This is a genomic window from Fodinibius roseus (assembly GCF_900129315.1).
GTDB lineage: Bacteria > Bacteroidota > Rhodothermia > Balneolales > Balneolaceae > Fodinibius > Fodinibius roseus.
Genome location: NZ_FQUS01000014.1, coordinates 22,848 through 47,466 on the forward strand (window position 1 = coordinate 22,848; position 24,619 = coordinate 47,466).

Below are 24,619 nucleotides of genomic sequence, written 5' to 3' on the forward strand. Positions count from 1 at the left end.
AATTCCAAATCCATCAAACGTTCCGGCAGTGTCCCCCTGATAAATTTCCTTGACCTAAAAAATTTTGCCTGTAGGTTGATAACCGATCGTAGTGCCCTTTGCTAAGTCATAACCGTATAGTAGATAAGAAAGTCCTCGCCTTTGGTTTTTACCTCTAAATGTGACGAAGCTGTTGTTTTTCCTCTTGGCGCTGTCCCCTTTGGAATGAAGGTACGCTGGAAACTTTTAAATGTCGACAGGAATTCCCTTCCGGCGGTGAATAGAGGCGGATATACGGCGTAGATTGCCTCCTAAAATCATTTTACGCTGCGATCTGCTCATATCACTGTCATAGACGTTAGACAGTTCATTCGCAAAGCTCCTGGTTGGTGCGTGGCAGCCCCATACCAGCCGGTCGGCACCGAGCTCTTTGACCGCAAAATCGACGGCGCCCGATGCTGGGTCCATACCACTGAACTCCATGAGTACATTTTTATGCGGCCGAATGGCCCGTACCCCCAATTCCCAGTCGGTTCCCTGGTGGCCACAGATAAGAGGCACATCGGGAAACCGGGCCGCAAGCTCGGCTACATGGCCCGGATGGGCCTCTCCCACTCTTGTCCCTCCATAATAGGTTCTGGGCTCCCCGCCGACCATATATCCAGAATGGATGTAGATGATGGCTTCGAGCTCGGCAAGCCGCCGGATGATGGGATCGTAGTTGGGGTGTGCAACAGTAACAGGTTCATCGAGCGGTCTCCCCGTCTTGATTCCCACGCAGGGGCCGTTGGCAATGAGCCGGTCGATCAGTTCAAGCGTTTCCTCGACCCGAGTCGGATCTATGCGGATTATCCCGGACATACGCTCATGTTCCTTCTCGAGCAAAGCAATGTTTTCCTGCGCGTTTTTTTCAGCTTCCGCCGCCGAAACGGTTCCGCCGCCCCCTCTGAGGCGGGCAATATCAAGAGAAAACACACGCTCAACTCCCATGCGGTCAAAATAGGGCATGATCTCCGCATGACTGCTCAACCCATGATAGTGAAGATCCCAGATCCGCATATCCACGAGATTTTCTCGTGATGGAAGACCGTATGCTTCGGGTTTGATGGCAAAGTTATAGTCACTCATAGGCTTGATAGTCCCGGCGTAATCCACGCCGTTGTTTTACTTTGACTTGTTGAATTTGTTATTGTACCGCCAGAAGACGTTCTGCGTTTTTGCTCATGATGGTCCTCGCCTGCTTTTTTGAAAGAGGAGATTCCATGAACTTGAACAGCGAGTTTTCGAGCGGGAAATAAGGAAAATGGGACCCGAAAAGTAGTCGTTCAGGTGGAATTGAAACATCCCGCAAATACCAGTGGTCCCCCTCTATTATGCGTCCCAGGGCGCCCAACCCGTCCAGGTTGGAAATCTCGAAAAGAACCCCTGTCTCATCGACCATTAACTGCAGACGTTCCCCCCGCACGTGGCGAAATGGATGCACAAGCTGTAATCGTATCTCAGGTATCCCTTTTAACACCCCGGGCAATGGGCTAACATCCACATTTGGCACCTCTACCAGTGGATGCTGCATTCGCTCATCTTCCATAGCAATAACGAGCTGAACGAGCAGATTCCGCTCTGTGGCTGCCCGGAGCAAGGAGGCAAAAGGCTCCTGCTCAAGTGAATATCCGTGATAGCCCGGGTAGAGCCTTATACCGGGCATCTTGTACTCCTCGTGGCAGCGCCGAAGATCCTCTTTCCAGTCCGGAAACATCGGGTTGACCGTCCCGAAAGGAAGGAGCATTCCGTCACCTTTCTTCCTGCATTCTCTGGTCAGTCTGGCGTTGACATAATCAATATTTTTGTGAAAGAGCGAGCTATAGCTACCGGCCCACGCTTGCTTTATATTGTGGCGTCTGAGTTTGTCCACAAGCTCTTCCGTTGCTCCGTACTTGAAATCCCGAAAAGGATAACACAGCAGGTGGACATTGGTATCAATTACGGCTCCGTCTCCGGAAGGTATGGCCTGCTCATTCTGCCGGTAGGCTTCTCCCCGGCGTTTCCCGACAGCCGGTGCGGTCGAGATAAACGGTGCCCCCAATGCCGCGGCCGCCAGAACAGATTCTTCTAAAAATCGACGTCTATCCATTTGGTTGTTTTTTTGATGTTATCACCTCTTATTTTGTTTAAGAAACGAGAGAGCACCTGCGATTTAAGATTTGCGGGTTAGGAAGCCACAGTTGTCTTTTACTGGATGTCTGCATAACCCGTGCGATCCATTACCTATGCCGAGAGTTCTTTTCCAACGTCCACTAACAACTCTTTTGTCGCCTTGATCCCCTCAATCTCACTGAGCTCACTTCCCTCATATTCAATTCCGATATGTCCGGTATATCCGGCATCCTTCACAATTTTTAGCATCTTCCGATAATCGATATTTGTTTCCTCACCCTCCTCATTAAAGTCGTGACTCTTGGCGCTGACTCCCCTGGCATACGGCATCATTTCTTCGACCCCGGTATAATAGTCATACTCTTCGACACAGGCTCCGTCCTCGCTTTTTAGGCAAAAATTACCGAAATCGGGTAACGTACCACAGTTCTCCATATCAACCTGCTCCATTACATCGGCAAGCCACTTACCATCAGAAGAGTAACCGCCGTGATTTTCAACAATCACATTGATATCATAATCTTCGGCAAAGGTAGCCAGGCTTCCCAAACCATCGACGGCTGTCTTCTTCTGTTCCTCTTTCGTTCCGTCTCCACGAGTATTCACGCGAATGGAATGGCACCCCAGGTATTCGGCCGCTTCCACCCATTTATAGTGATTTTCCACCGCTTCCCGGCGTTTCCCGTCATCGATAGCTGCCAGGGGGCCTTCCCCATCAACCATAATGAGTATCTGATTCACTCCCAGGTCATCACACCTGCTGTTCATCTCATCCAGGTAATCGGTGTCTTCCGCTTTGTCCATAAAGAACTGGTTCACATATTCCACGGCAGTGATCCCAAACTCATTCCTGGTGGTGGCCGGAAAATCAAGATGATCCATCTCCCCGTCAAAGATAGCGTTATGCAAGCTCCATTGAGCCAGAGAGATGTCAAAAAAAAGATCGTCCACCGACTCTGAGGTTTCTCCTGAGCTACATGCTGAAATAAGGCCGGTTACTGATATTGATGCAGCCGCTGCGCCCAATCCTCCCACCTGTAAAAAATGCTTTCTATCCATAATAATCTACGTCAAAAATATTTTTAGCACAAATATCGGTCTTCTCAGATATCCTTCACTACAGTTATCCTGCCTTCCAATAATTGTCGCTGCTGTTGTCAGTTGCATGATTACTTTCGTATTTATAATGTAACAAAATATTTATGGGATGCAATTTGCTCCTTGCTATTTTTTTGTCATATTACCCAAAAAATAATTTTACAAAAACTGTGATATTTTTTTTACATACTTAGTTGTGAAAAAAACGGATACTGCAAATCATAAATCGGACTAAAACGCAAGGATTACTTAATGAATAGATTATTACAAGCGAAGCTTAGCCTCATGATGTTTCTGGAGTTTTTCGTATGGGGGGCCTGGTACTCTACCGTTGCCGTGTATATGACCGCCAATGGAATGGAGAACCTGACACACTGGCCGTTTACCGTGAATCCCATTGCAGCCATAGCGGCGCCTTTCTTTGTGGGACTTATTGCCGATCGCTATTTTTCCACGGAAAAGGTGCTGGGATTCCTGCACATTCTGGGTGCAGTCTTCATGCTTTTAACGCCTATGGCTGTTGACAGTCCGGTTATTTTTATCCTGTTGCTGCTGGCCTACAACCTGTGCTACATGCCGACGATGAGCCTGGCAAACACCCTCTCCTTCCATCATATTAACGACCAGGAAAAGGATTTTCCCATTATCCGGGTGTTCGGGACAATCGGCTGGATTGTAGCGGGACTGATTATCAGTTTTGTATTGGGACAGTTTTTAGCGGAAAATGCCATACCTGAGGAAACCGCTTTGCCCCTCTACTTAACCTCGGCTGCAAGCCTGCTATTGGGGCTTTACAGCTTTACTCTTCCTCATACGCCGCCGCCTGCTGCCGGCGAAGAAACTTCTGTCCGCAGCATTATCGGTATTGACGCACTGAAACAGCTGGGAAGCAAATCGTTTTATGTATTCCTGGCCAGCTCCCTTTTGATCTGTATCCCGTTAAACGTTTATTACAACTTCGCTCAGATTTTCCTGGGTGATGCCGGGTTCAATAACATCGCTGCTACACTTACGATCGGACAAATGTCGGAAGCGATCTTTATGGTGCTGATCCCTGCCATGTTTGTCCGTCTCGGCGTCAAATGGATGCTGGCGGCCGGCATGTTTGCCTGGGTTTTGCGCTATGCCTTCTTTGCCCTGGGAGCCACAGACCCCATCATATGGATGATCCTTACCGGTATTGCGCTGCATGGTATCTGCTATGACTTCTTCTTTGTGACGGGACAAATTTACGTGGATAAAAAGTCGACCCCTGAGATCCGGGGACAGGCGCAGGGACTGATTGTCCTTATTACCTATGGGGTAGGTATGCTGATCGGTGCGCAGGTGGCGGGACAAGTATACAATGCCTTCCTGGGGACGGCGTCGTCGCTGAGCCTGGCCCAGTGGCATGACTTCTGGTGGATACCCGCTGCGTTTGCTGCCGCCGTCCTGATATTCTTCATCATCTTCTTCAATGACCAGGTGCTGGATGAAGACACCACCGCTGAGGATATAACGGTATAATGATTTTAATCAAAAGAAAAAACACTGATGTCGCTTCCCGGAAATGACTGCTATTTGCCAGCTTACGATGAATACCCTATTCTGCTGAAAATACTCCTGCTTTCCTCCCTGTTATTCATGGTCACGGGTTGCGGTAACCAGCCGGAGCTGGAAATCACTTCGATCCCGGATGAAGAAGCCGCAGGGGATGCTAAAACGATTCGCAGTGAGGTGTCTGTTCAACTCGCCGATGATGATCTGGTGCTAAGCCTTTGGGCTTCCGAAAAACTGCTGGCTGATCCCATCGGATTGGATGTCACTAATGACGGGGAGGCTTTTGTCTCTGTTACAAACCGCAGAAGCAGCTCCAAACCCGATATCCGCTGGCATGAGGACTGGATGACAGAATCAATGAGCTGGACCACCGTGGAGGAACGGGCGAATTTTTTAACGCAAACATTATCCCCTGAAAACAGCGGTCAGACCAGCAGCTGGCTGGAAGATCTGAACGGGGACGGTTCGCACGACTGGAAAGATCTGACGGTCGACGGGGAGGAAATTTACAGGATTTCCGACCGTTCCGGCGACGGCATAGCCGACTATTCCCAACTCTATTTGCGGGACTTCCGGAATAGGGAATCGGATGTGGCGGGAGCGGTTTTGTCCCACGACGAGGATGTGTTTGTCGGGATTGCGCCCGACATGTGGCGGACCCGGGACACCAACGACGACGGGATGGCTGACAGCAAAACCTCTATCAGCTATGGCTACGGGGTCCATCTCGGTTTCAGGGGACACGGTATGTCGGGACTTACGACGGGACCCGACGGACGAATTTACTGGAGTGTCGGGGATGTCGGGCTGAACGTGGAGGGACCCGACGGGAAGCGCTGGTTTTATCCCAACCAGGGCGCCATCCTGCGATCCGAGCCGGATGGCAGTAATTTCGAAGTCTTCGCTGCCGGACTCCGTAATCCCCATGAATTCTCTTTTGATCAATATGGAAACATGATATCGGTGGATCACGACGGGGATCATGCCGGGGAGCAGGAGCGTGTGGTATATATTGTCAACGGCTCCGACAGCGGGTGGCGGATCAACTGGCAGTTCGGGAAATATACGGATCCAAAAAATAACGATTATAAAGTCTGGATGGATGAGAACTACTTTAAACCCCGGTTTGAAGACCAGGCCGCTCATATTCTCCCGCCGGTGGCCAACTACATCAACGGGGCCGCCGGCATGGCCTATAATCCCGGCACTGCGCTCAGTGACAAATGGAAAGATCACTTTTTTGTCTCCTATTTCGTCGGTGGTGCCTCCGGTTCAGCGATTAACGCATTTACCCTTGAGCCCAAAGGGGCTTCCTTTGAACTGGATACCGACCAGCCTTTCATGCGGGGCATCCTGCCCACAGGTCTGGACTTTGGTCCCGATGGCGCGCTTTACTTTGCCGACTGGATCGAAAGCTGGAATACGAACGATATGGGACGTATCTGGCGAATTGACTATCCGGATGAAACCGGCTCGGCTATCAGGAAAGAGACCAAACAACTGTTAGGCGATGACTTTGCCGCCTACGAGGAGGAGCGCTTATTCTCTTTGCTGCGACATGAAGATATGCGAGTGCGAAAAAAGGCCCAGTTTGAATTCGTTGACCGGTCGTCCAAACAGCACCTGCTGGAGGCGGTTGAACAACAGGATCATCAGCTGGCACGGCTGCACGGCATATGGGGAGTCGGACAACTGGCCCGGGAAGAGATTGAAGAGGCTGAATCACTGGTGCCCTATTTGAAGGACGGGGATCCCGAGATACGAGCACAGGTTGCTAAAACGCTTGGAGATGTTCGGTATTCGGGGGACGCCGATGCGCTGCTTCCCCTGCTGAAGGATGAATCGCTGCGCGTTCAATTTTTTGCTGCGCAGGCACTGGGACGCATCCGGCACAGGCCTGCAGTGCAGCCTATTGTCGACATGCTGGAAGCAAATAACGACCGGGACATTTACCTGCGGCACGGCGGCGCTATTGCACTCGCTCGCATCGGAGACGTGCAGGCCGTCGCGCAGTTGTCCGACCACCCCTCGGAAGCGGTTAGAATAGCAGCCGTTGTGGCCCTCAAGCGGATGGAAGCCCCCGAAGTAGCCCGTTTCTTGTCCGACGAAAGCGCATTCGTGGTAACGAACGCCGCCCGGGCTATCAATGATGATGCCCTGATCAAAGAGGCCCTCCCGGAGTTGGCCCGCATGCTTGACCAGCGAACGTTTACCAATACCCCGCTCCTGCGGCGGGCTATCAACGCCTGCCTGTACCACGGCACGGGGACCGATGCCCGGCGCCTGGCCTCCTTTGCGACGCGGGAAGGCGTCAGCGATTCGCTGCGTACGGAAGCCATTGCCACGCTCTCGGTATGGCCGGATCCGTCCCCCCTTGACCGGGTAACCGGCCGGTACCGCGGGAAAATTCAAAACCCGAAGGCCGATGCGGTTCAGGCCCTGAGCACTATCATCGATCCCATATTATCCGGCGGCAATGATGATGTTAAAATTGCATTGATCAAGGCTGTCAGTACCCTGAAGCTGAATGAGGCAAGCTCTGATCTCTTTGCTTTGATGCAGGATCGGTCTTCTCCCGAGGTTACCATTGCTGCACTGAATACTCTTCGGGACCTGGACTATGAAAAGATGGACAAAGCTGTCGAAATGGCCTTGTCGTCCGAGAGCCAGCGGCTGCGTATGACAGCCCTCAGGTTGACCCCCTCCCTGGATGTTCCAGGCTCTCAAAAAGTGACGCTGCTGGCTTCCGTACTCAATGAAGGATCGATTGTTGAACAGCAAAGCGCCATAAAGGCACTGGGCACCATCGATTCGGAAGAAGCAACGGAACTGCTCATCGGTCAGTTTGAAAAATTAACGGATGGAAGCCTGCCCGAGGAAGTTCACCTGGATGTCATCAGTGCAGCAGACAGCTCTAATTCCGAAAAACTCAATACCATGCTGAAACAGTATGAAGAGGCCAAGCCCGAAGACGACAAGGCAACCCAATACCGGGAAAGCCTTTATGGCGGGGATGCACGGCAGGGCGAACAGATCTTCTATAATGATAACACGGCGCAGTGTATTCGCTGTCACGCGGTCGGCGGAGATGGCGGGAACGTAGGTCCCGACCTGTCAGCGATAGGTGATGTTCTCACACGCGAACAGCTGCTTGAATCCATGGTAGCACCCAACAAGCGGATTGCTCCCGGCTTTGGTTCTGTGACCATCACGACCGAAGCGGGACAACAAATACAGGGCGTGCTCGAGGAAGAAACCGACAGCTATGTTACCGTCGAGGTAACGGAGGGGGAAACAAGAAAAATTCAAAGAGAAGAAATTGCCGAACAAATCAATTCCCCTTCCGGCATGTACTCTATGGAAGGCATCTTATCCAAGCACGAGTTGAGGGATCTGGTTGAATTTCTCAGCAGGCGAACGAATGGGACCGCTGACTACAACCGTCAATGAACCGTACACTATAACCTTATAATACCTTTGCCGTGAATCCTATTGCCAATGCTACCTGTAAAAAAGTCCTTTTTATTCCCCTCATCGCCGTTTTGGTCCTTGTTTCAATGGGTTTTATGTTTTCATGCAGCTCGGATACGCCTGCCCCGCAGGAAAAATGGATTTCCCTGTTCAACGGGGAAAACCTCGATGGCTGGACTCCAAAATTTACCGGCCATGAGCTGGGCGTTAACTTTAAAAATACGTTCCGGGTGGAAGACGGGCTGCTTAAGGTCTCTTACGAAAACTATGAAACCTTTGATGGCAAATTCGGGCATCTTTTTTATAAGCAGCCCTATTCTAAATATAAGATACGACTCGAATACCGGTTTGTCGGCGAACAAATACCCGGAGCCCCCGACTGGGCGTATCGGAACAGTGGTATCAAATTTCATTGCCAACCCCCCGAATCGATGGCACTGGATCAACAGTCCCCGGTATCTATTGAGGTCCAGCTGTTGGGAGGAGACGGCGAGAACGAGCGTCCCACAGCCAACATTTGCTCGATGGGTACGCATATCGAAATGGACGGCGAACTCATCACCCAGCATTGTACGCAGTCAGGTTCCGATACCTATCACGGCAGTCAATGGGTAGAGGTGGAAGCAGAAGTGAATGGCGGGGATATTGTCAAACATTTTGTGAATGGTGAAGAAGTTCTTGCCTATTCAAGGCCTCAATATGACACAAGCGACACCAATACAAAAACCCTTGTTACAGACCCGGATAACCTGCTGATCGAGGATGGATATATCGCCCTCCAGGCGGAAAGCCACCCCGTGCATTTCCGTAACATCGAGCTGCTGCCTCTTGAGTAAAGGCCTTTGAAATACCAGGGAATTTTGTTCAACACCAAACCCGAGCGAATTCAAAAACCGCAGTGTATAAATAGCCGAGACATGATAATGGTAAAATCGTGAACATATAGAGATTGGCCAAAACAACGGTCCCTAATTCTTTTACTTTACATATCCTAATTCAGCCATCTCCCGGCCGCAGATATCTTCTATCCTATCCAAATTTTCTTCAAAAAATGCCTCCCAGGAGATACTTTTATTCCCTTTGGGCTGGAATTGCACATCTAATCGGTCCTTTATCTCCCTTTTTTGGACAATCCCCAGTTTTTGAGCCAGTTTTTCAATGGTTTGCAATTTATCGGCGTTAAAATCCTCATAGCGAACAAGATGAATACGATCCTGATTATTAAGATATACCCGGGCCGCCCTCACCCACCGCCAGGCTAAAACCTCGACATAGTTGCCATCGGGCAAGTCCCACAATGAAGCGTCAAACACGGCTCTCCAATTCGGTGGTATGACGCGCGCGAGATCTTCATCCATTTGCGGGAGATGGCCGGGAACTGAAATTCTGTTTAACAAACTCCGGATATTGCTTCGGGGATCACGTATTACGAATATAAACTTCGCCGCCGGGTGGATATGAGAAAGCTGATCGAACAGGAATGTTAGATTGGGTTCTTTAATAACTTCCCTTGAAAAATAAAGGCTGTATTTCCGGGCAAAATCTTCTAACGGAAGAGCACCGCCCAATAAATCCTCCAGCGTCGGCCACCACGACTCGGGGATATCCACAGTTTTCGTCAGTCCTCCATAATCGGCAATCAAATGGGTAATTACGGAAGTGCCTGATTTTTGATTGCCAAGTATGATAATGGGAGATCTGTTTATCTTCGAAAAAAGCGAATAAAATCTCACTTTTAATACTCTAAACTTGTGTTTCAACATATCCTTTCCTTGCAAAATTTGAACAACAACTCAGATTTAAGGCAACGCCGGCAGGTACTGGGTTCCGGACCCGCTTTTCTCAACACGGACGGCCCGGGACGGGCCGCTGGCATCGTTTTTCATGCTATACGCCTCAACAATATACGATTCTGAAAATCGCATAACCTCACCGTTTAGCTTGTGGATAACTCTCGTAATATAATCCTATACAATCTTTTCAAATCCGGTACCAGGTTCAACAGGTATTTCTTAAATGAAGAACCGGTAATTCTAAAAATTATAAATCTCCAGGCTAAAAGCGTCAGGCACAGCATTGTCAGTGACAAGCTCAGGGCAATGGCCTCAATTGAAAACAGAGCCCCTATATAAATAGCAGCCGGCATGATGGCTAACACAATCAAATTCCAGTAAAAACCGAGATCAGTGCGCCCGGTAGCAATGATCAGCCCGCCCATCGGATTACCAATCGATCGAAAATACATATAGGCGGATAAAATTTGTACAACGACCACAATGTTCAGGAAACTTTCCCCATATAAAACATAGACCAGCGGGTAGGCACATATAGCCACCAACAGGTACACCATCACGTTCGCTGTAGACACTAAATTCAAAAATGAAAGGAACTTCTCCCTCAGTTTTTGTTGATCATCCTGTACTAACGAGAGTACAGGACTTGCTACTTTCGTAATAATAGGATTCAAAATGGACATCGGCTTCTTTACCAGCTGTTTGGCCAAACTATACCCTCCCAGCACCTCGGACCCTAAAAACTTACCGATGAGCAAAATATCCAGATCGCGGTTGAAGTAGTTGACAATTTGTCCCCCCACCTGGTAGATACCGATTTTTAAAAAAGGCTTTGCTTCCCTGTATTTAAAATGAATCATCATGCCCCGATCCCTCAGCCCCCGGATAAAATATACCGCATTAGAGATCGCATCGTGCGTTAACGCGGCATATACTAATGCGTATACTCCATATCCCCAGACGGCGTACAGGATCCCTACAATGAGTCCCACCGCCGCTCCGGCGATATCCGTCAGGGCAATATAGCGGAAGTTGAGATGTTTCTGCTCTACAGTTTTAAACTGCCTTCCCAGGGCCGAAAGCATAATACTGATCGCCATCAAAGGAATCAGTATCGTTAATTCAGGCTCATCGTAAAAGCCGGCAATAGCGGGACTTACCAGGCTGATGATTCCAAAAAGCAGAAGGCTGAAGATCACATTGATCCAGTACAAGCTGGCGTATTCTTTATCCGTAATATCCTGCTTGTGGAGAATGGCCGACGTCAGCCCCATATCCATAAACAGATCCATAAACCCCAGCACGAAAGTGACCAGCGCCATGAGCCCGAAATCTTCGGCATCTAAAAACCGGGCAAGCACCGATATTTTAATGAGTCCGACAACCGCCAACGTCACTGTTGAAACGGTCGTCCACTTTACCCCGGATATGGTTTTTCCTTTTAGGGACATTCGGTATTAATTCAAAAGAGGATTGAACTTCTGCTGCAGTTCGCTACATATCCTGTCCAGGGATAACTCTCTTTCGAGAATTGTACGATTTTTTTGTATTTGCTCTTTAGTTAAAAGCCGGAAGGCATTTTTATTATCAGGCTTCAGATCCTCTTCAATACAATACAGCTGACATCCGATTCTCGTTAAATATTGATACAGGCTATTCTTTCTGCTGAGATAGACCTTTGCTCCCAAATGCATGGCATGCAATATGTTGCCGGCTCCCTGTTGACGGTAATGGTTCATAATCACGATCCCGCATCCCCGCAATATCTTCTGGTACTCACTAAGCGGTAAAAATTCGGCCAGGGGATGAAATTTGGCGCCAAACAGGGAATTTCCTCTTTTGGCTATCTCATCAGCATATGCTTCGTTTCCGTAGCTCAGGGGACAAATGATCTTTCGGTCACCGATGCCCATCATTTTGAGCAAATCAAACGCTTCTAAATGATTGTTGGAATAATAAGCTGAATTTCCCAATAAAATATTATTATCGCTGACCATCCCTGAATGACGGTCTATTATGACATCCATCGGGTAGTAGGTAAACGGGAGCTGTTTTATATCATCACGCAACTTGATTCTGTCCTTGCAGCGCAGGAGTTCCTCCCTGTGCAGAATGGCTACATAATCCACAGTTCTCATGGCCAGAATAATGTTCCTGTAAAGATCATCGTCCCTTCTGAAAAACCTATAATAGGGCCGCAGCGCATTTTTCAGCATCCTTTTTAAGGTAAAAACAAAGGTCTTGTACGTTTTCGCACCATAAATTTCATTTCCAACCAGGTAGGGATTCCCATACACCTCAGATCCGAATACCGACCAGACCAGGGTGACGTTTTCTTTTTTAATGGATAGCGCAACCTGTGATTGATCGTATTTCATCCCGTGAAAGATCACGATACAACCTTCGTCAATGATGGTATGAACTTCGGCAAGATAACTTTCAGAAGTATACAGGAATTCATAGGCTTCCACTTTTGAGAGGTAGTTTATCTCATCTTCCCTGTCTTGCAGCAGGATGATAAACCTGTTCTTGCCGGGAAATGCCTGTTCATAAATATCATGGGCCGCATCAATAAACTTTTCATCCCTGGCTATGTGAATGATGGGCTTTGAAGTGTTCTTCAAATTCATGAATAGTTCTTATAATATATTCTTGTTCCTCTTCTGTCAACTCATAATAGAATGGTAATCGCACAAGGCAGTCGGAATAGTTGTCAGACTGCGGCAGTTCCCGACCGTCATGCTTATCCTCGTAAAACGTAGACCGGTGAAGAGACAGGTAATGAAATACACTCAGAATATCTCTCTCTTTGAGATAGGAAATAAGGGCATCCCGCTGCTTACCATCCCTGCAGACTAAATAATACATATGGCCATTGTTGGTAGCGTAGTCGGGGATTTCAGGTTGTCTGATATTCAACCTGCCGCATACTTGCTCCAGTTCCTGGTGATACCTGTTCCATATAGCCAGTCGCTTTGCCTGAATTTTTTTTAGGTTTTTCAACTGCGCATATAAAAAAGCAGCATTAAGTTCAGAGGGCAAGAAGGAGGAACCTATGTCGACCCAGCCGTATTTATCGACTTCGCCCCGAAAAAAAGCGGACCTGTTGGTTCCCTTTTCCCATACGATTTCCGACCGCTCGGTAAAATGATCATCATTCACAACCAGCATGCCCCCCTCTCCTGAAATGACATTCTTGGTCTCGTGAAAGGAGAAGGTTCCCAGGTGACCTATTCCTCCCAGTGGACGTTGTCGCCCGTCAGCGTGCGTATAAAAACTATTGACAGCCTGGGCAGCGTCTTCTACCACATATAGATCGTGCTCGTCGGCAATACGCATAATTTTATCCATGTCGCAGGCTATGCCGGCATAATGAACGACCACAATTCCTTTGGTATTTTCATTGACAAGCCCCTCAACCTTCTCCTCATCCATTCCCGGGTGATCTTCCCGGGAATCAACGAATCGGATGTCAGCTCCTCGTAAGACAAAGGCGTTGGCCGTGGACACAAAGGTATATGAGGGCATAATCACTTCATCACCGGGCTCAATACCAGTTAAGATCGCTGCCATTTCCAACGCATCGGTACAGGAGGTTGTTAAAAGGCATTTGTTAAAGCCATACTTTTTTTTAAAAAAATCGTGGCATTTTTTGGTGTATTTGCCATTGCCGGAAATTTTCCCGTCAGTGACGGCATCTTCTATGAAATCAAGCTCCCTGCCCGTGAGAAAGGGCTTATTAAAGGGGATGTTTATACTTTCCTTTTTCATCAGCGGATAACCTTAAGATTGATTTAACAGCGTGTTATACGACAACAGGCAGTGATTCCCCGTCGGATCCGATATGGTTGCAAGCACCGTCTTAACTTCCTTGTCGTTTTGACTTTGGGTGGAAATCCTGGTGTGATATTCTTTTTTAAAAGAAAGAGGTGCTAAGAACACATTGGATCTGGTGATAAATTTTGATCCCCCGGCGGAAAATTTCTCTTCAAGGTAGTCAGATAAATACGTTTCAGTCATAGAGGGTGGTACGATACGGATTTCGGAATCTTCTTCTCTCGCAAATTTATCATTGGGACGAGATATAATTCTGTCCCCTCCGGTCCTATTTAAATCGTCTTCGGTCATCGTAAAACCATCATATTGGACTTCGTTTGCAGAAAAGCTAAGCATCGCATTAATATGATAGGTTTCATAGGAGTGATCCACCCAAAAACCCTCCCGCGTCCATACCTTCTGTGAGGTATAATTCTGGACTTGGGTGGATGCCCATGCATTCTCATATCCTCTTTCTTTAAAATATCCCTGGGCAGACCGGATCATATCGGAATAAATTCCCTGTCCTGCATAATCGGGTAATACGCCAAAAAGTACAAACCTGCAATCGCTGCCTTTGCCATCAAACGAACAGGTCGCAAATCCTGCTATTTTGTTATTCTTCTCAACAAGCCAGGAAATTTTATTTTCTTCATTCATGTAAGAAACGGCCCATTCTACATAGCCGGCACTTATTTTCGCCGGCTCAAGGAAAGGGTTGGAATAATAATGATTCTTATATCCTTCAAAAATCACCGGTATCATATTTTCCAGCTTATCCCGGTTATTTTCATCGACCCTTATAAAGGCAAGGTCATTTCTAATCTCATTTATGTCAAGCTCACTGATCCTGGCTTTATAGTAAACAAGCGTATCAGCGTGCAAATAGGGAAACCCCATCGTTGATAGTTTATGATGATTATCAATACCGGACGAAGGTAATCGTAATACCAGGATATCAACACCCTCATCAATTATTTGCTTTTGCAGGCCGGTAATCTCCAGCGCTTCTGTTTTTAACCTGTAAAACTTTTTGTTAAAACGGTTGCTTTCTTTTTTTGAATACGTTATTGCTTCCACTACTCAACATTTTTTTTGATTATGTTTTGAACATACCTGCCATAGCTGCTTTTCTCCAGTTCCCTTCCTATGGACAGAACCTGTTCTTCTGATATCCATCCTTTTCTCCACGCGACCTCTTCGAGGCAAGCAATTTTCAAGCCCTGTCTTTTTTCTACTATTTCTATAAACTGGGAAGCTTCACTCATCGCCTCATGCGTTCCGGTATCCAGCCATGCAAATCCACGTCCCAACAATTCCACATTCAGCTCACCCCATTCCAAATACTGCTTGTTGACGTCCGTAATTTCGAGTTCACCCCGCCCGGAGGGTTCCAGCTGGTTCGCTATATCCACCACGCGGTTGTCATAAAAATAAAGGCCCGTCACGGCATAACTACTCTTGGGCTTATCCGGTTTCTCTTCAATGGATAGCGCATTGTAGTCATCATCAAACTCTACGACCCCAAACCGCTCCGGATCATGTACCCAATAGCCAAAAATCGTGGCGCCGGAAAAATTCTTTACCGTCTTATCCAGTTTGGATTGGAAACCCTGTCCATAAAAAATATTATCGCCCAGAATCAGACACACATCGTCCCCGTCTATAAAATCTTCCCCAATGGTAAAAGCCTGGGCTAATCCCTTTGGTTCGGCTTGAACTTCATAGGATAGCCTGATCCCCCAGTCAGAGCCATCGCCCAGCAGATTCTTGAAGTGTTCCTGGTCTTTGGGCGTCGTAATAATCAAAATCTCCCGAATGCCTGCCAACATCAGTACCGATAAGGGGTAATAGATCATGGGTTTATCATATACCGGCGCAAGCTGCTTGGAGATCGCCTTGGTTACAGGATAGAGCCGGGTACCACTTCCGCCTGCTAATACAATTCCTTTCATAGTCACTATTCAAGTTAATTTTATTGTCCGATATAACAACTTTCGCTATAAGAAGTTATCGGATAAAAATTATTTATTCTGAATTTTAAATCATGATAATACAACCACGGGATATCGGAGATCAAAATACCGGATTATTTCAACCATAGCTATACATCTCATCTTTTTTATTTCGTTAGATAGCTATCAGGGGATGTTCGTACTCGGACACGATCCCTGTATACAATCACTTCCCCTCATTTGTTCCACTTCCAAATTCTGATGAGCATTCTCCCGGCAGGGCTAATGTTTCTACCGGTGGACGGACATATCATCCATTTGAAAATCTTCATTAAATTCAAAAAAACGGAGCCGGCCGTTATTTTCAGCCGTAATCAATACTTTTCCTCCATCTGTTTCTATCAATTCTACCCTGCGTATTTGTCCCTCTGGAAACCAATTAATATTTCTGTTTGCTATTCTTTTAAGTGTTCCTGCGTCATTTACGAACATTTCTCCATAGCCAGCGTCGTATCTACCGCGTTGTATATTTACATTATAAAAGTTACCTACTCCTATCGCATCCACCCGGTCATCACCGCTGATATCAGTCAGCAAAAAGTCATGCAAAGGGGCAAACTGACTCTCAATGGGAAGGTATTTTTTATCAAATTTTCCCTCTCCCCTGTTATAAAAGACACTGGATTGCAATTCATGGAGGGCATAAATTGTAGCCTCATTAAGTAAATCCCGGTCAATCACATCAGTAAGAGAAGCCTCGGCAAAAGACTGATACGTTTCAAATCGATCGTCTATATAATTTAGTTGTTCAGCTAATTCGTCTTTTGTCGCGAATAACCGTTCTTTCCCTTCCTCATCCACATACGTGACAATTTGTTCAATCGACTCATTTTGATCAAAATCATTGACGTACATTCGAACAGGCGCATCTTCGGTGGCCTTGTATTTTGAATTAAGCCCCAAATTACCGGCCATAATATCCCTTGCGCCATCTCCATTGATATCGGCCACCGCAAGCGTGTTCCACAAACCGGAGGTCCCGGAAATAGCATAAGCTTCTTTCCCTCCCTGGTAGATAATTCTTATCTCCTCCCACTCGGAAGCAACGACAAGATCCGGGGTTCCATCTCCGTTCATATCAGCCCATTCAGCATCCGTCACCATCCCCAGATCGGAAACGCGCTCTCCCAATCCCGTTTTTCGAACCCTGAATGTGCCACCGTCATTAATCAGCAAGTAATTTTCGGGAGGGACCCCATATTTCCAGGGAACGGCGCGTGCTCCAATGAACAGATCAAGATCCCCGTCATCCTCTATATCCCCCCTGGCCAGGACCGATCCTGTAAGATAGATCCCTGGTACGGCCTGCTTATCACGCACAAAATTTCCGCGGCCGTCATTAACATAGAGACGAGGCAGCATATATTCGGAATTACCGTAAAACTCGTTGCCCCCGCTGACAACAAACAGATCCTGGTCACCGTCGCTGTCGTAATCACCGAATTCCGCATCCACATCTTCATAGGTCGAATCATTCCTGAATTCCATCGTCTCTTTTTTTATAAACCCTCCTTGATCCTTTTGCAGGTACAACTCACCCGGCTGCCGCTTGGCTCCTCCGGCATAAAAGTCGTCCAATCCATCCCCGTTTACATCCGCAACAGCCAATGCAGGTCCCTCTCTGGAAACCATTTTGGGAATGAGCGCTTCCCGGTTATATTCCAAAAAATCATTTTCCTCATGCTTATAAGCAATTCCAAAAGTCTCTGTAATCTCTGTAAACAGGTTTTCAGAACTTTCGTCCACATGACCGGGATTGCTTAGCTCTCCTGCATCAGTGTAATTCAAGGTAAGCGTTTGATTGGCAGCTACGTTTTTCCTCCTTTCCACCTTTCCATCCGGCCAGGTAACTTCCACTTCCGGCACGGTTCCCAGCGAATCCAGTCCCACGTGCAAGCCGTATTCCACCGATGATTGATAACCGCGGACCGGGTACATCTCCCGGAAGATCATATTATCTTCCGCTCGAGGTATTCTGACGGCTGCACCAATACCAAACGGGTTCTTTTCCGGACCGTTAAACTGAACCTTCAGGTAATTATTATTTTTAAATTTTTCGCGGGTATTATTCCGGTAAACCGAAGCCTTCCGGTTAACATTATTGACGATCAGGTCCAGGTCCCCGTCCCGATCCAAATCGGCATACGCAGCACCGTTTGAAAAACTATCCCTGCCCAATCCCCAGGATTCGGCAACATTTTCGAATTGCAGCCTGCCCTCATTTTTGTACATAAAATTGGGGACCTTCTCCTCGGGAATCCGCTCTAAATACTCAAGTGCTTCCGGAGCCATCTCTCCCTTCAGGCGGGTCTGAATGGAGTCACGGGAAATAAATTCAATGTAATCCAGCTCATTGGTCCGACCTTTGATTCCGTTTGTCACAAACAAATCAACGTGCCCGTTGTGATCAAAATCGGCCCCAAGCGTGGCCCAGCTCCAGTCTGTTGCATAAACATCGGCCAGCAGGCCGATATCACTGAAGTTGCCGCTTCCTCGGTTCAACTGAAGGGTATTGCGTGAAAATTGATGTTTATAGCCATATTTCAATTTTGTTTGATAAATTCGAATAGGGTCTTCAGCTGCAGAAGCTTTCAGTGTCTCGTATTCCGACGGCAGCATATCGAGCGAGTAGATATCCGTGAGTCCGTCATTATTAATATCAACCAGCTCATTTCCCATTGAAGACCGGCTGGTATGGGGCATCATCTCTCCCAGCGACTCGGTAAACGTGCCGTCCCCGTTATTCAAATAGAGGTAATCGTCCTCGTGAAAGTCGTTTCCAATATAAATATCCGGGTAACCATCGCTGTTCAAGTCGGAGATACCGATGCCCAGTCCATACCCAAGGGCTGAACTATAAATACCGGCCTCTTCAGTGACATCGACAAACGTGCCGTTGTCATTTCGCAGCAATTTATCCCCTGCCAGCGGGTGGGTATTATGGCGAATTTCAGCATGGTCGAAGGTATTGTTGGAATGAACCGAATGATTCATCATATACATATCCAGGTCCCCGTCCCGGTCGTAGTCAAAAAAAGCTGCCTGCGTTGAAAAACCAACCAGGTCAAGCCCGTACCGGCCGGCTTGTTCCTCAAACCGGGGAATACCCTGCCCGTCATTTCCTTTGTTAACGTACAGCCGGTTTTGTCCCTCAATATTCAGGTAATCCCCCACATTGGAAACGTAAATATCCAATCGCCCGTCGCTGTTGATATCCACCATGGCAACGCCCGTGGACCAATCGGTTCCCTTATCTCCGATAGCCCGACCGGTAATATCACGGAATTGAAAGTTTCCCTTATTCAGGTACAGCTTATTCAGCTTCTGGTTTGCGGTGAGAAAGAGATCCGGCAAACCATCCCCGTTCACATCACCTGCGGCCACCCCGCCCCCGTCATAAAAATACAGGTAATTGAAAATGTTTAAGGCGGGCGTCTCTGTCAGCTCATTCACAAAATGAATTCCGGTTTCTTCCGGGGACAAGCGGGTAAACCGATCCGGAGAGAACCGGCAACCTGTTAATAGGAACAAGAAGTACACAATCGTTAAAAAAAAGCGGTATCTATACACTGTTTACTGTTCGCTTGTTATCGTTTGATTACAAATACATGGATCTCTTTGCAAGACCGTTCTTTTGGCCCATTTCTGCATTTTCGCGATTTTTAAAATTCCCCCTTTATAGGCCACATACATCCTGCGATTTTGAAATCGCTCAGGCACTGGTATTGAACAACCCCCGCTTTTTCTCAAAGCCGCAACCCTTGTCCCGCCAACTGCTCCGGGATCAATGTCCCTTCCATATTTCTCTTTTCTATAGGCATGTGGTTGCCTCCCGTGGCTCGGGCACACCATACTTGCAAAGAAAGGGTACCCGACTGAACAGGTAAAATCCCCCTTGCCCCTGTGATGGCTTTTCTTTTCAACAGCACAAGGCGTTTACTGTGTTACTCTTTAATTAAGCTTAATACCCTTCGTTTTGTATCAGGTTCGGATTTGTATCAAGCGCTCTTTGCGGGATGGGGAAAAGTACCCTGAAGGGATCGGAAGGTTCCTTCTCACTCCATGCCTCCGTAAAAGTGCCAAATCGTATTTGATCCGTTCTTCTCAACCCCTCCCAATACAATTCAAAACCACGCTCATTGAGAATGGTTTGCTCATCCACACTGGAGAGCTCGGAAGCATTCCGGTAATCTCTGATCTCGTTTATAATATCAAGTGCCTGTCCCGATTCTCCCTTGCGAAAATGCGCCTCGGCTTTCATAAGCAAAGCGTCCGCATAACGAAAGAAAACATAGTCCGTCCCCGCCTCTTCAGGTCTGTCGGGATTTACCAGGTATTTGATAACGCGAATGCCCATGCGCTCATTGGCATAAAACAAGTCCACTTCGGGTGTAAAAACAAGCGCATTTCCACCCCGGTCATTAAGAGCGGTGCCCTCCACAGGGTCGCCCGGACCGTTGAATTCACCGTACTGCTGTCCCTCCAGAAAACCTGCCAGGATCCCCGTCTCAGAAGTCATTTCGGGAATATAAGCACTCTTTCTTACATCATCCGTATTTTCCGGAAACCTACTGTAAAAATCAGGAGTCGTAGTAAATCCGTTGCAGCATCCCGTGGGACTATGATTGTAATGGAGCGTCATATAAAAATGATTGAAAGTCGTTTCCCCTCCCTCCTCTTCGTCGATGACAAAGATAAATTCATCCGATAGCGTTGTATTATTCCAATGAAAGTTGTCATAAAAATCAGTTAGCGCAAGGTAGCTGTTGGCCTCAAGATTTTCTACCCTTGCGATCACTTCATTCATGTCATCTTCCTCAAAAGTAAACGGACCGGCGGAAGGATTCTCTGCTGAGGAGGAGGTATAAACGGCCCTGTTGAGATACAACCTGGCCAGCAAGAAATCAACCGCTTCCCGGGTTGCCGTAGCAGCGGCCGCCGAGGAAGTCAGAGTGGGCAGATCCGGTCGGGCGGCCGTCAGATCATCGATTATAAACTCAAGGGCCTCCGAACGACTATAGACTTCCGGGATATCATTCGGTCCCGCATCCGAGGGGCGAAAGGGAACCTGCCCAAAAAAATCCATCACATAATACATGAAGAAGGCTCTTAAAAACCGGGCTTCCGCTTTTTGCTGTTGATCCGCCGTTCCAGCATCAATAACCTGGGTGGCCCGAAAGACTCCCGCGTTTAATTGATTCCATGCGTTTAACACTTCGGCATGGGAAGGATCCCACGTATGGAGATGAAGCTGCCGCCACACCCCAAAATCACTCCAGTCAGTGCCCCGGGTCGGCCCCATCAGCTCATCAGAGGGGTGCTCCATCAAGGCAAAGGTCCCCCCCGCTCCCCTCAGATCATTCAGTTGTGTATATACCCCCCGAAGGGCTGCAGCAGGGTCGCTAACTTCATTCTCACTGCCTCCGACCGTTTCACGGCTGATGCCATCTTCGTCCACATCAGCCAAATCGGTGCATCCGCCCGCGATAACCGCTATCAACAACAATAGTGTGTAAGTCAGACTTTTCATAATCAAATACTCCAAATGTTAATTTTATAAATTCTTTAAATATCCAGTTGCACTTTCAGGGATACGGTCCGGGGCCGCGGGTAAGAGGTATAGTCGATGCCAAGGGACGGAACACCGTCAATACTCTTATCCGTATTAACCTCCGGGTCATAGCCCGTATAGCCGGTAAACAGCAGTAAATTCTGCCCGGTAAGTGATACGCGCAACCGGTTTACCGGAGCCATATCCGGAATATTAAAATTATATCCTATCGACAAATTAGCTAAGCGCAGATAATCCCCATCCTCAAGAAACCGGGTGGATACCTCACCGAAATTAGCCGAGGATTCAGCACTTTCGGCTACTTCAGAAGTCACATTCCGGCCATTTCTCAAGTTGCCTTTCAGAAAAATAGCATTTGCGGTATTGTTATAGACCTGGAAACCGAGCGAAGCACTCCAAAACATGCTCATGCTCCACCGCCCGAAATTAAAATTATTGGTCAGCCCCAAATTGTAGTCCGGCAGAGGATCTCCCTGGAAATCAAGTGCTGCTGAATTCGCATACTCGGCAAAGCCATTTTCGTCATATCCTTCAAATTCACGCATGTAGAATGAAAACAGCGGCTGATCTTCAGCAATACGCTGAGCATATGCCCCCGACAGACCCTGACCGTGAATTTCACCGGTATTCACATAAGTACCCAGGTCTTTTACTTCGTTATAGATATAGCTCATGTTATACTGCAGCTGCCAGGAAAAGGCCGGTTTTTCTATCACATAGGCATCGAGCGACAGTTCCAGTCCTGTATTCAGGACGGTTCCGTCCAGATTGACCCATTGTGATTCCACCGCAGCAGGCTGGGCAAAATTGCGCAAAAATATCAGGTTTGTGGTCTGCTTATTGAAATAATCAACGGAACCGTTAATTCTGCCTTCATTAATCCCGAAATCAATGCCGGCACTCAGCTGTTTTGTTTCTTCCCACTGGATATCCGGGTTGGGATTATTGACCTGAACCAGGGAGCCATCCGATTGCACTTCAAATCGGGCCAATGAGGCACCGCCGGGATATTCCTGGTTGCCGGTAATCCCGTATCCTACCCGGAATTTCAGGTTGGTAAGTGTTGAACTCAGACCGGAACCGGTGTAAAAATTCTCTTCCGATATTCTCCATCCGACAGAGCCCGACGGGAAATACCCGTACTTGTTATTTTCCCCGAATTTCGTGGAACCATCCATTCTGAAACTGGCATTGAAGAGGTATCGGTCATCATAGTTCAGCGTTGTTCTCCCAAAAAACGACTGTAATTCTTCTACATTCCGGAATGAAGAAGCCGTAAATGCCTTGTTATCATCATTATTTACCCCATCAACATTATCGACAAGCGATATTTCATCTGTCACAAAATATTCGGCCTGCAGCCAATCTCCACGATCCTCAAACTCCTGGTATGAAAAACCAGCCAGTAAATCCAACATAGCCTCTTCAGATAAAGAAAATTCACTGTTGAGGGTATGCTCTATGACCGTACTGTTATTGTAAAGATTATCTACGACGGCACGGCCATTGCTTCGGCCCGTTTCGGGATCATATCCAAGATCAGGAAACCATAAACGCGGCTCGATACCCGTTCGGCGGACCGCTTCGGAATTATCAAATGAGACATCCAGGTTATAGGTTAACCAATCTGCAATATTATATGTTGCTCCGATGCTGGCCAACAGGCGCGTTGTATTAGCCTTGTCATTGATATAATCCAACATCGCAACGGGATTTCTAAAATCAGAGCTCTGGGTATAGTCTCCATTTTCATCAAATACCGGTCGTGTGGGATTCGCCTGCAGGGCCGCGCCGATCAAGTCCCCTTCAAAACCGGCATTCCGGGTCACCGGAGCATAGGTATCATTTAACCGGGAAGCTACCAAATTGAGACTCAGCTGTATCTTCTCGTCCAGTAACTTATGACTGGCGTTAAGTCTTCCGGTCAAACGCTCTAACCCTGAGGACTCCACAAGACCTTCCTGATCCATATATCCCATGGAAAGTCGGTAATTGGTCGTTTCGTTACCCCCTCCATAGCCCAGTGAGTATTCCTGTGTTAACGCATTGCGATAGATCCGATCCTGCCAGTCGGTCGTACTCCCGAAATCAAGCACGCTTGGGTCGGCTCCCGCTTCCTCAGCCAGTTCGACGTAGTTTTCCGGATCCACGAGATCAATTTTTTTTCGTACGGAACTGATGCTGGTGCTGGCACTGAAATTAAATGTCCCTGTTTCCCCTGCTTGTCCCGATTTCGTCGTAATAAGGATAACCCCGTTTGACCCTCGGGAACCATAGATTGCAGAAGCGGAAGCATCTTTCAGCACACTCATGCTTTCAATGTCATCCGGGTTAAGAAAACTAAGCGGATTCCGAGCCGACTGTTCTCCAGCGCCAAAATCACCGCCCCCGGGCGTGGTATTTCCTCCGGCAAGCGGTACCCCGTCAACCACAATCAGCGGATTGTTTCCACTTCGCACTGAGGAGGTCCCCCGAATCCGGATATTCATCCCGGCCCCGGGTTCCCCGCTTGCAGGCGTAATTTGGACCCCCGAAGCGCGTCCCTGCAGCAATTGCTCGGGAGAAGTCATAACGCCCTGGTTAAACTCATCCTGGCTTACCGACGAGATGGAGCCCGTCGCTTCGCCTTCCCGCTGGGTGCCATAACCTATAACGACGACGTCTTCAAGCTCCTGAACATCTGATTTCAGGGCAACGTTGATGGTATTGCGTCCATTGACCGGAATTTCTCTTGCAATATAACCGACAAAGGAAAAAACGAGCGTATCCTCTGGTGAAGGGACAGTAAGTGAGTATTCCCCATCGGGATTTGTAGATGTGCCCGTGGTTGTGCCCAGAACAGTCACATTCACACCAGGCAAAGGCAATCCGTCAGCGGCATCGGTTACGGTCCCTCTTACTTCTGTCTCCTGTGCATGGAGCTGTTGTATGACACCCAACCCACAAATAATAAAAGCTGCAAGGCACAGCCGGCTAATCCCAGAATAAGCTCCGGAACCGAACAATTGCAGCTTCTTATTTTTTAAAGCTTTTAGTTTTAAATGTTGTAATATCCTCTTACATAGTATCCCATGTTTAATCATGTCAATCCCCTTCTAATTTTAGTTTTTGACCTATATTGAATTCACTGCCTCCCGGCTCTGAATTTAGTCACTTTCATTACTTTTGTTTGTTATTCAGTA

General features: G+C 47.7%; 16 protein-coding genes. 3 read left to right on the top strand and 13 right to left on the bottom strand.

From position 1 onward, the window contains the following. Nucleotides 1-225: 225 nt before the first annotated feature. The 3 genes from BUB16_RS13210 to BUB16_RS13220 all read right to left on the bottom strand — a co-directional run bounded on the left by BUB16_RS13210 (nt 226) and on the right by BUB16_RS13220 (nt 3,192). Complete coding sequence (locus BUB16_RS13210) at nt 226-1,107, bottom strand: amidohydrolase family protein (protein ID WP_073065174.1); 882 nt, start codon at nt 1,105-1,107, stop codon at nt 226-228. Nucleotides 1,108-1,165: 58 nt separating this feature from the next. Further along, on the bottom strand, nt 1,166-2,110 hold the full coding sequence (locus BUB16_RS13215; RefSeq protein WP_084088277.1) for an amidohydrolase family protein: 945 nt from the start codon (nt 2,108-2,110) through the stop codon (nt 1,166-1,168). A gap of 134 nt (nt 2,111-2,244) precedes the next feature. Further along, nucleotides 2,245-3,192 (bottom strand): sugar phosphate isomerase/epimerase family protein, encoded by a 948-nt coding sequence (locus tag BUB16_RS13220; protein WP_073065177.1) that lies wholly within the window; start codon nt 3,190-3,192, stop codon nt 2,245-2,247. Nucleotides 3,193-3,483: 291 nt separating this feature from the next. On the opposite strand from BUB16_RS13220, the gene BUB16_RS13225 reads away from it, so the two are divergent. From BUB16_RS13225 to BUB16_RS13235, 3 genes are read left to right on the top strand one after another with little or no spacing between them, the layout of a single operon-like run. Next, entirely contained in the window at nt 3,484-4,737 is a 1,254-nt protein-coding gene (locus BUB16_RS13225) for an MFS transporter (RefSeq protein WP_073065180.1), read from the top strand. A gap of 27 nt (nt 4,738-4,764) precedes the next feature. Continuing rightward, complete coding sequence (locus BUB16_RS13230; protein WP_073065183.1) at nt 4,765-8,220, top strand: DUF7133 domain-containing protein; 3,456 nt, start codon at nt 4,765-4,767, stop codon at nt 8,218-8,220. Nucleotides 8,221-8,252: 32 nt separating this feature from the next. Next, nucleotides 8,253-9,077, top strand: coding sequence for a 3-keto-disaccharide hydrolase (locus BUB16_RS13235; protein ID WP_073065186.1), 825 nt, complete (start codon nt 8,253-8,255; stop codon nt 9,075-9,077). A gap of 141 nt (nt 9,078-9,218) precedes the next feature. Here the strand turns inward: BUB16_RS13235 and BUB16_RS13240 are convergent, their stop codons facing one another. The 10 genes from BUB16_RS13240 to BUB16_RS13280 all read right to left on the bottom strand — a co-directional run bounded on the left by BUB16_RS13240 (nt 9,219) and on the right by BUB16_RS13280 (nt 24,376). Next, complete coding sequence (locus BUB16_RS13240; protein WP_073065189.1) at nt 9,219-9,974, bottom strand: sulfotransferase family protein; 756 nt, start codon at nt 9,972-9,974, stop codon at nt 9,219-9,221. 66 nt (nt 9,975-10,040) lie between these two features. After that, nucleotides 10,041-10,166, bottom strand: a complete 126-nt coding sequence (locus tag BUB16_RS22050; protein WP_280173657.1) for a hypothetical protein — start codon at nt 10,164-10,166, stop codon at nt 10,041-10,043. Between the two features lie 11 nt (nt 10,167-10,177). After that, the gene (locus tag BUB16_RS13245) at nt 10,178-11,485 is read right to left on the bottom strand and encodes an MOP flippase family protein (RefSeq protein ID WP_073065192.1); all 1,308 of its coding nucleotides are present in this window, start codon (nt 11,483-11,485) and stop codon (nt 10,178-10,180) included. Nucleotides 11,486-11,491: 6 nt separating this feature from the next. Beyond that, nucleotides 11,492-12,664, bottom strand: coding sequence for a TDP-N-acetylfucosamine:lipid II N-acetylfucosaminyltransferase family protein (locus BUB16_RS13250; RefSeq protein ID WP_073065195.1), 1,173 nt, complete (start codon nt 12,662-12,664; stop codon nt 11,492-11,494). Beyond that, nucleotides 12,615-13,805 carry a dTDP-4-amino-4,6-dideoxygalactose transaminase gene (gene rffA / locus BUB16_RS13255; RefSeq protein ID WP_073065198.1) on the bottom strand — a complete coding sequence of 397 codons (1,191 nt, stop codon included), beginning with the start codon at nt 13,803-13,805 and terminating at the stop codon, nt 12,615-12,617. The genes BUB16_RS13250 and rffA overlap by 50 nt, the downstream gene beginning before the upstream one ends. 12 nt (nt 13,806-13,817) lie before the next feature. Next, the gene (locus BUB16_RS13260) at nt 13,818-14,930 is read right to left on the bottom strand and encodes a GNAT family N-acetyltransferase (RefSeq protein WP_073065201.1); all 1,113 of its coding nucleotides are present in this window, start codon (nt 14,928-14,930) and stop codon (nt 13,818-13,820) included. Next, entirely contained in the window at nt 14,930-15,805 is an 876-nt protein-coding gene (gene rfbA / locus BUB16_RS13265; protein ID WP_073065204.1) for a glucose-1-phosphate thymidylyltransferase RfbA, read from the bottom strand. Before rfbA ends, BUB16_RS13260 begins: the two co-directional genes overlap by 1 nt. A gap of 291 nt (nt 15,806-16,096) precedes the next feature. Then, the gene (locus BUB16_RS13270; RefSeq protein ID WP_170864389.1) at nt 16,097-19,318 is read right to left on the bottom strand and encodes a VCBS repeat-containing protein; all 3,222 of its coding nucleotides are present in this window, start codon (nt 19,316-19,318) and stop codon (nt 16,097-16,099) included. A gap of 508 nt (nt 19,319-19,826) precedes the next feature. Beyond that, entirely contained in the window at nt 19,827-21,395 is a 1,569-nt protein-coding gene (locus tag BUB16_RS13275; RefSeq protein ID WP_073065210.1) for a RagB/SusD family nutrient uptake outer membrane protein, read from the bottom strand. Between the two features lie 35 nt (nt 21,396-21,430). Then, a complete protein-coding gene (locus tag BUB16_RS13280; RefSeq protein ID WP_170864390.1) occupies nt 21,431-24,376 on the bottom strand; it encodes a SusC/RagA family TonB-linked outer membrane protein in 2,946 nt (981 codons plus the stop codon). Nucleotides 24,377-24,619 lie beyond the last annotated feature (243 nt).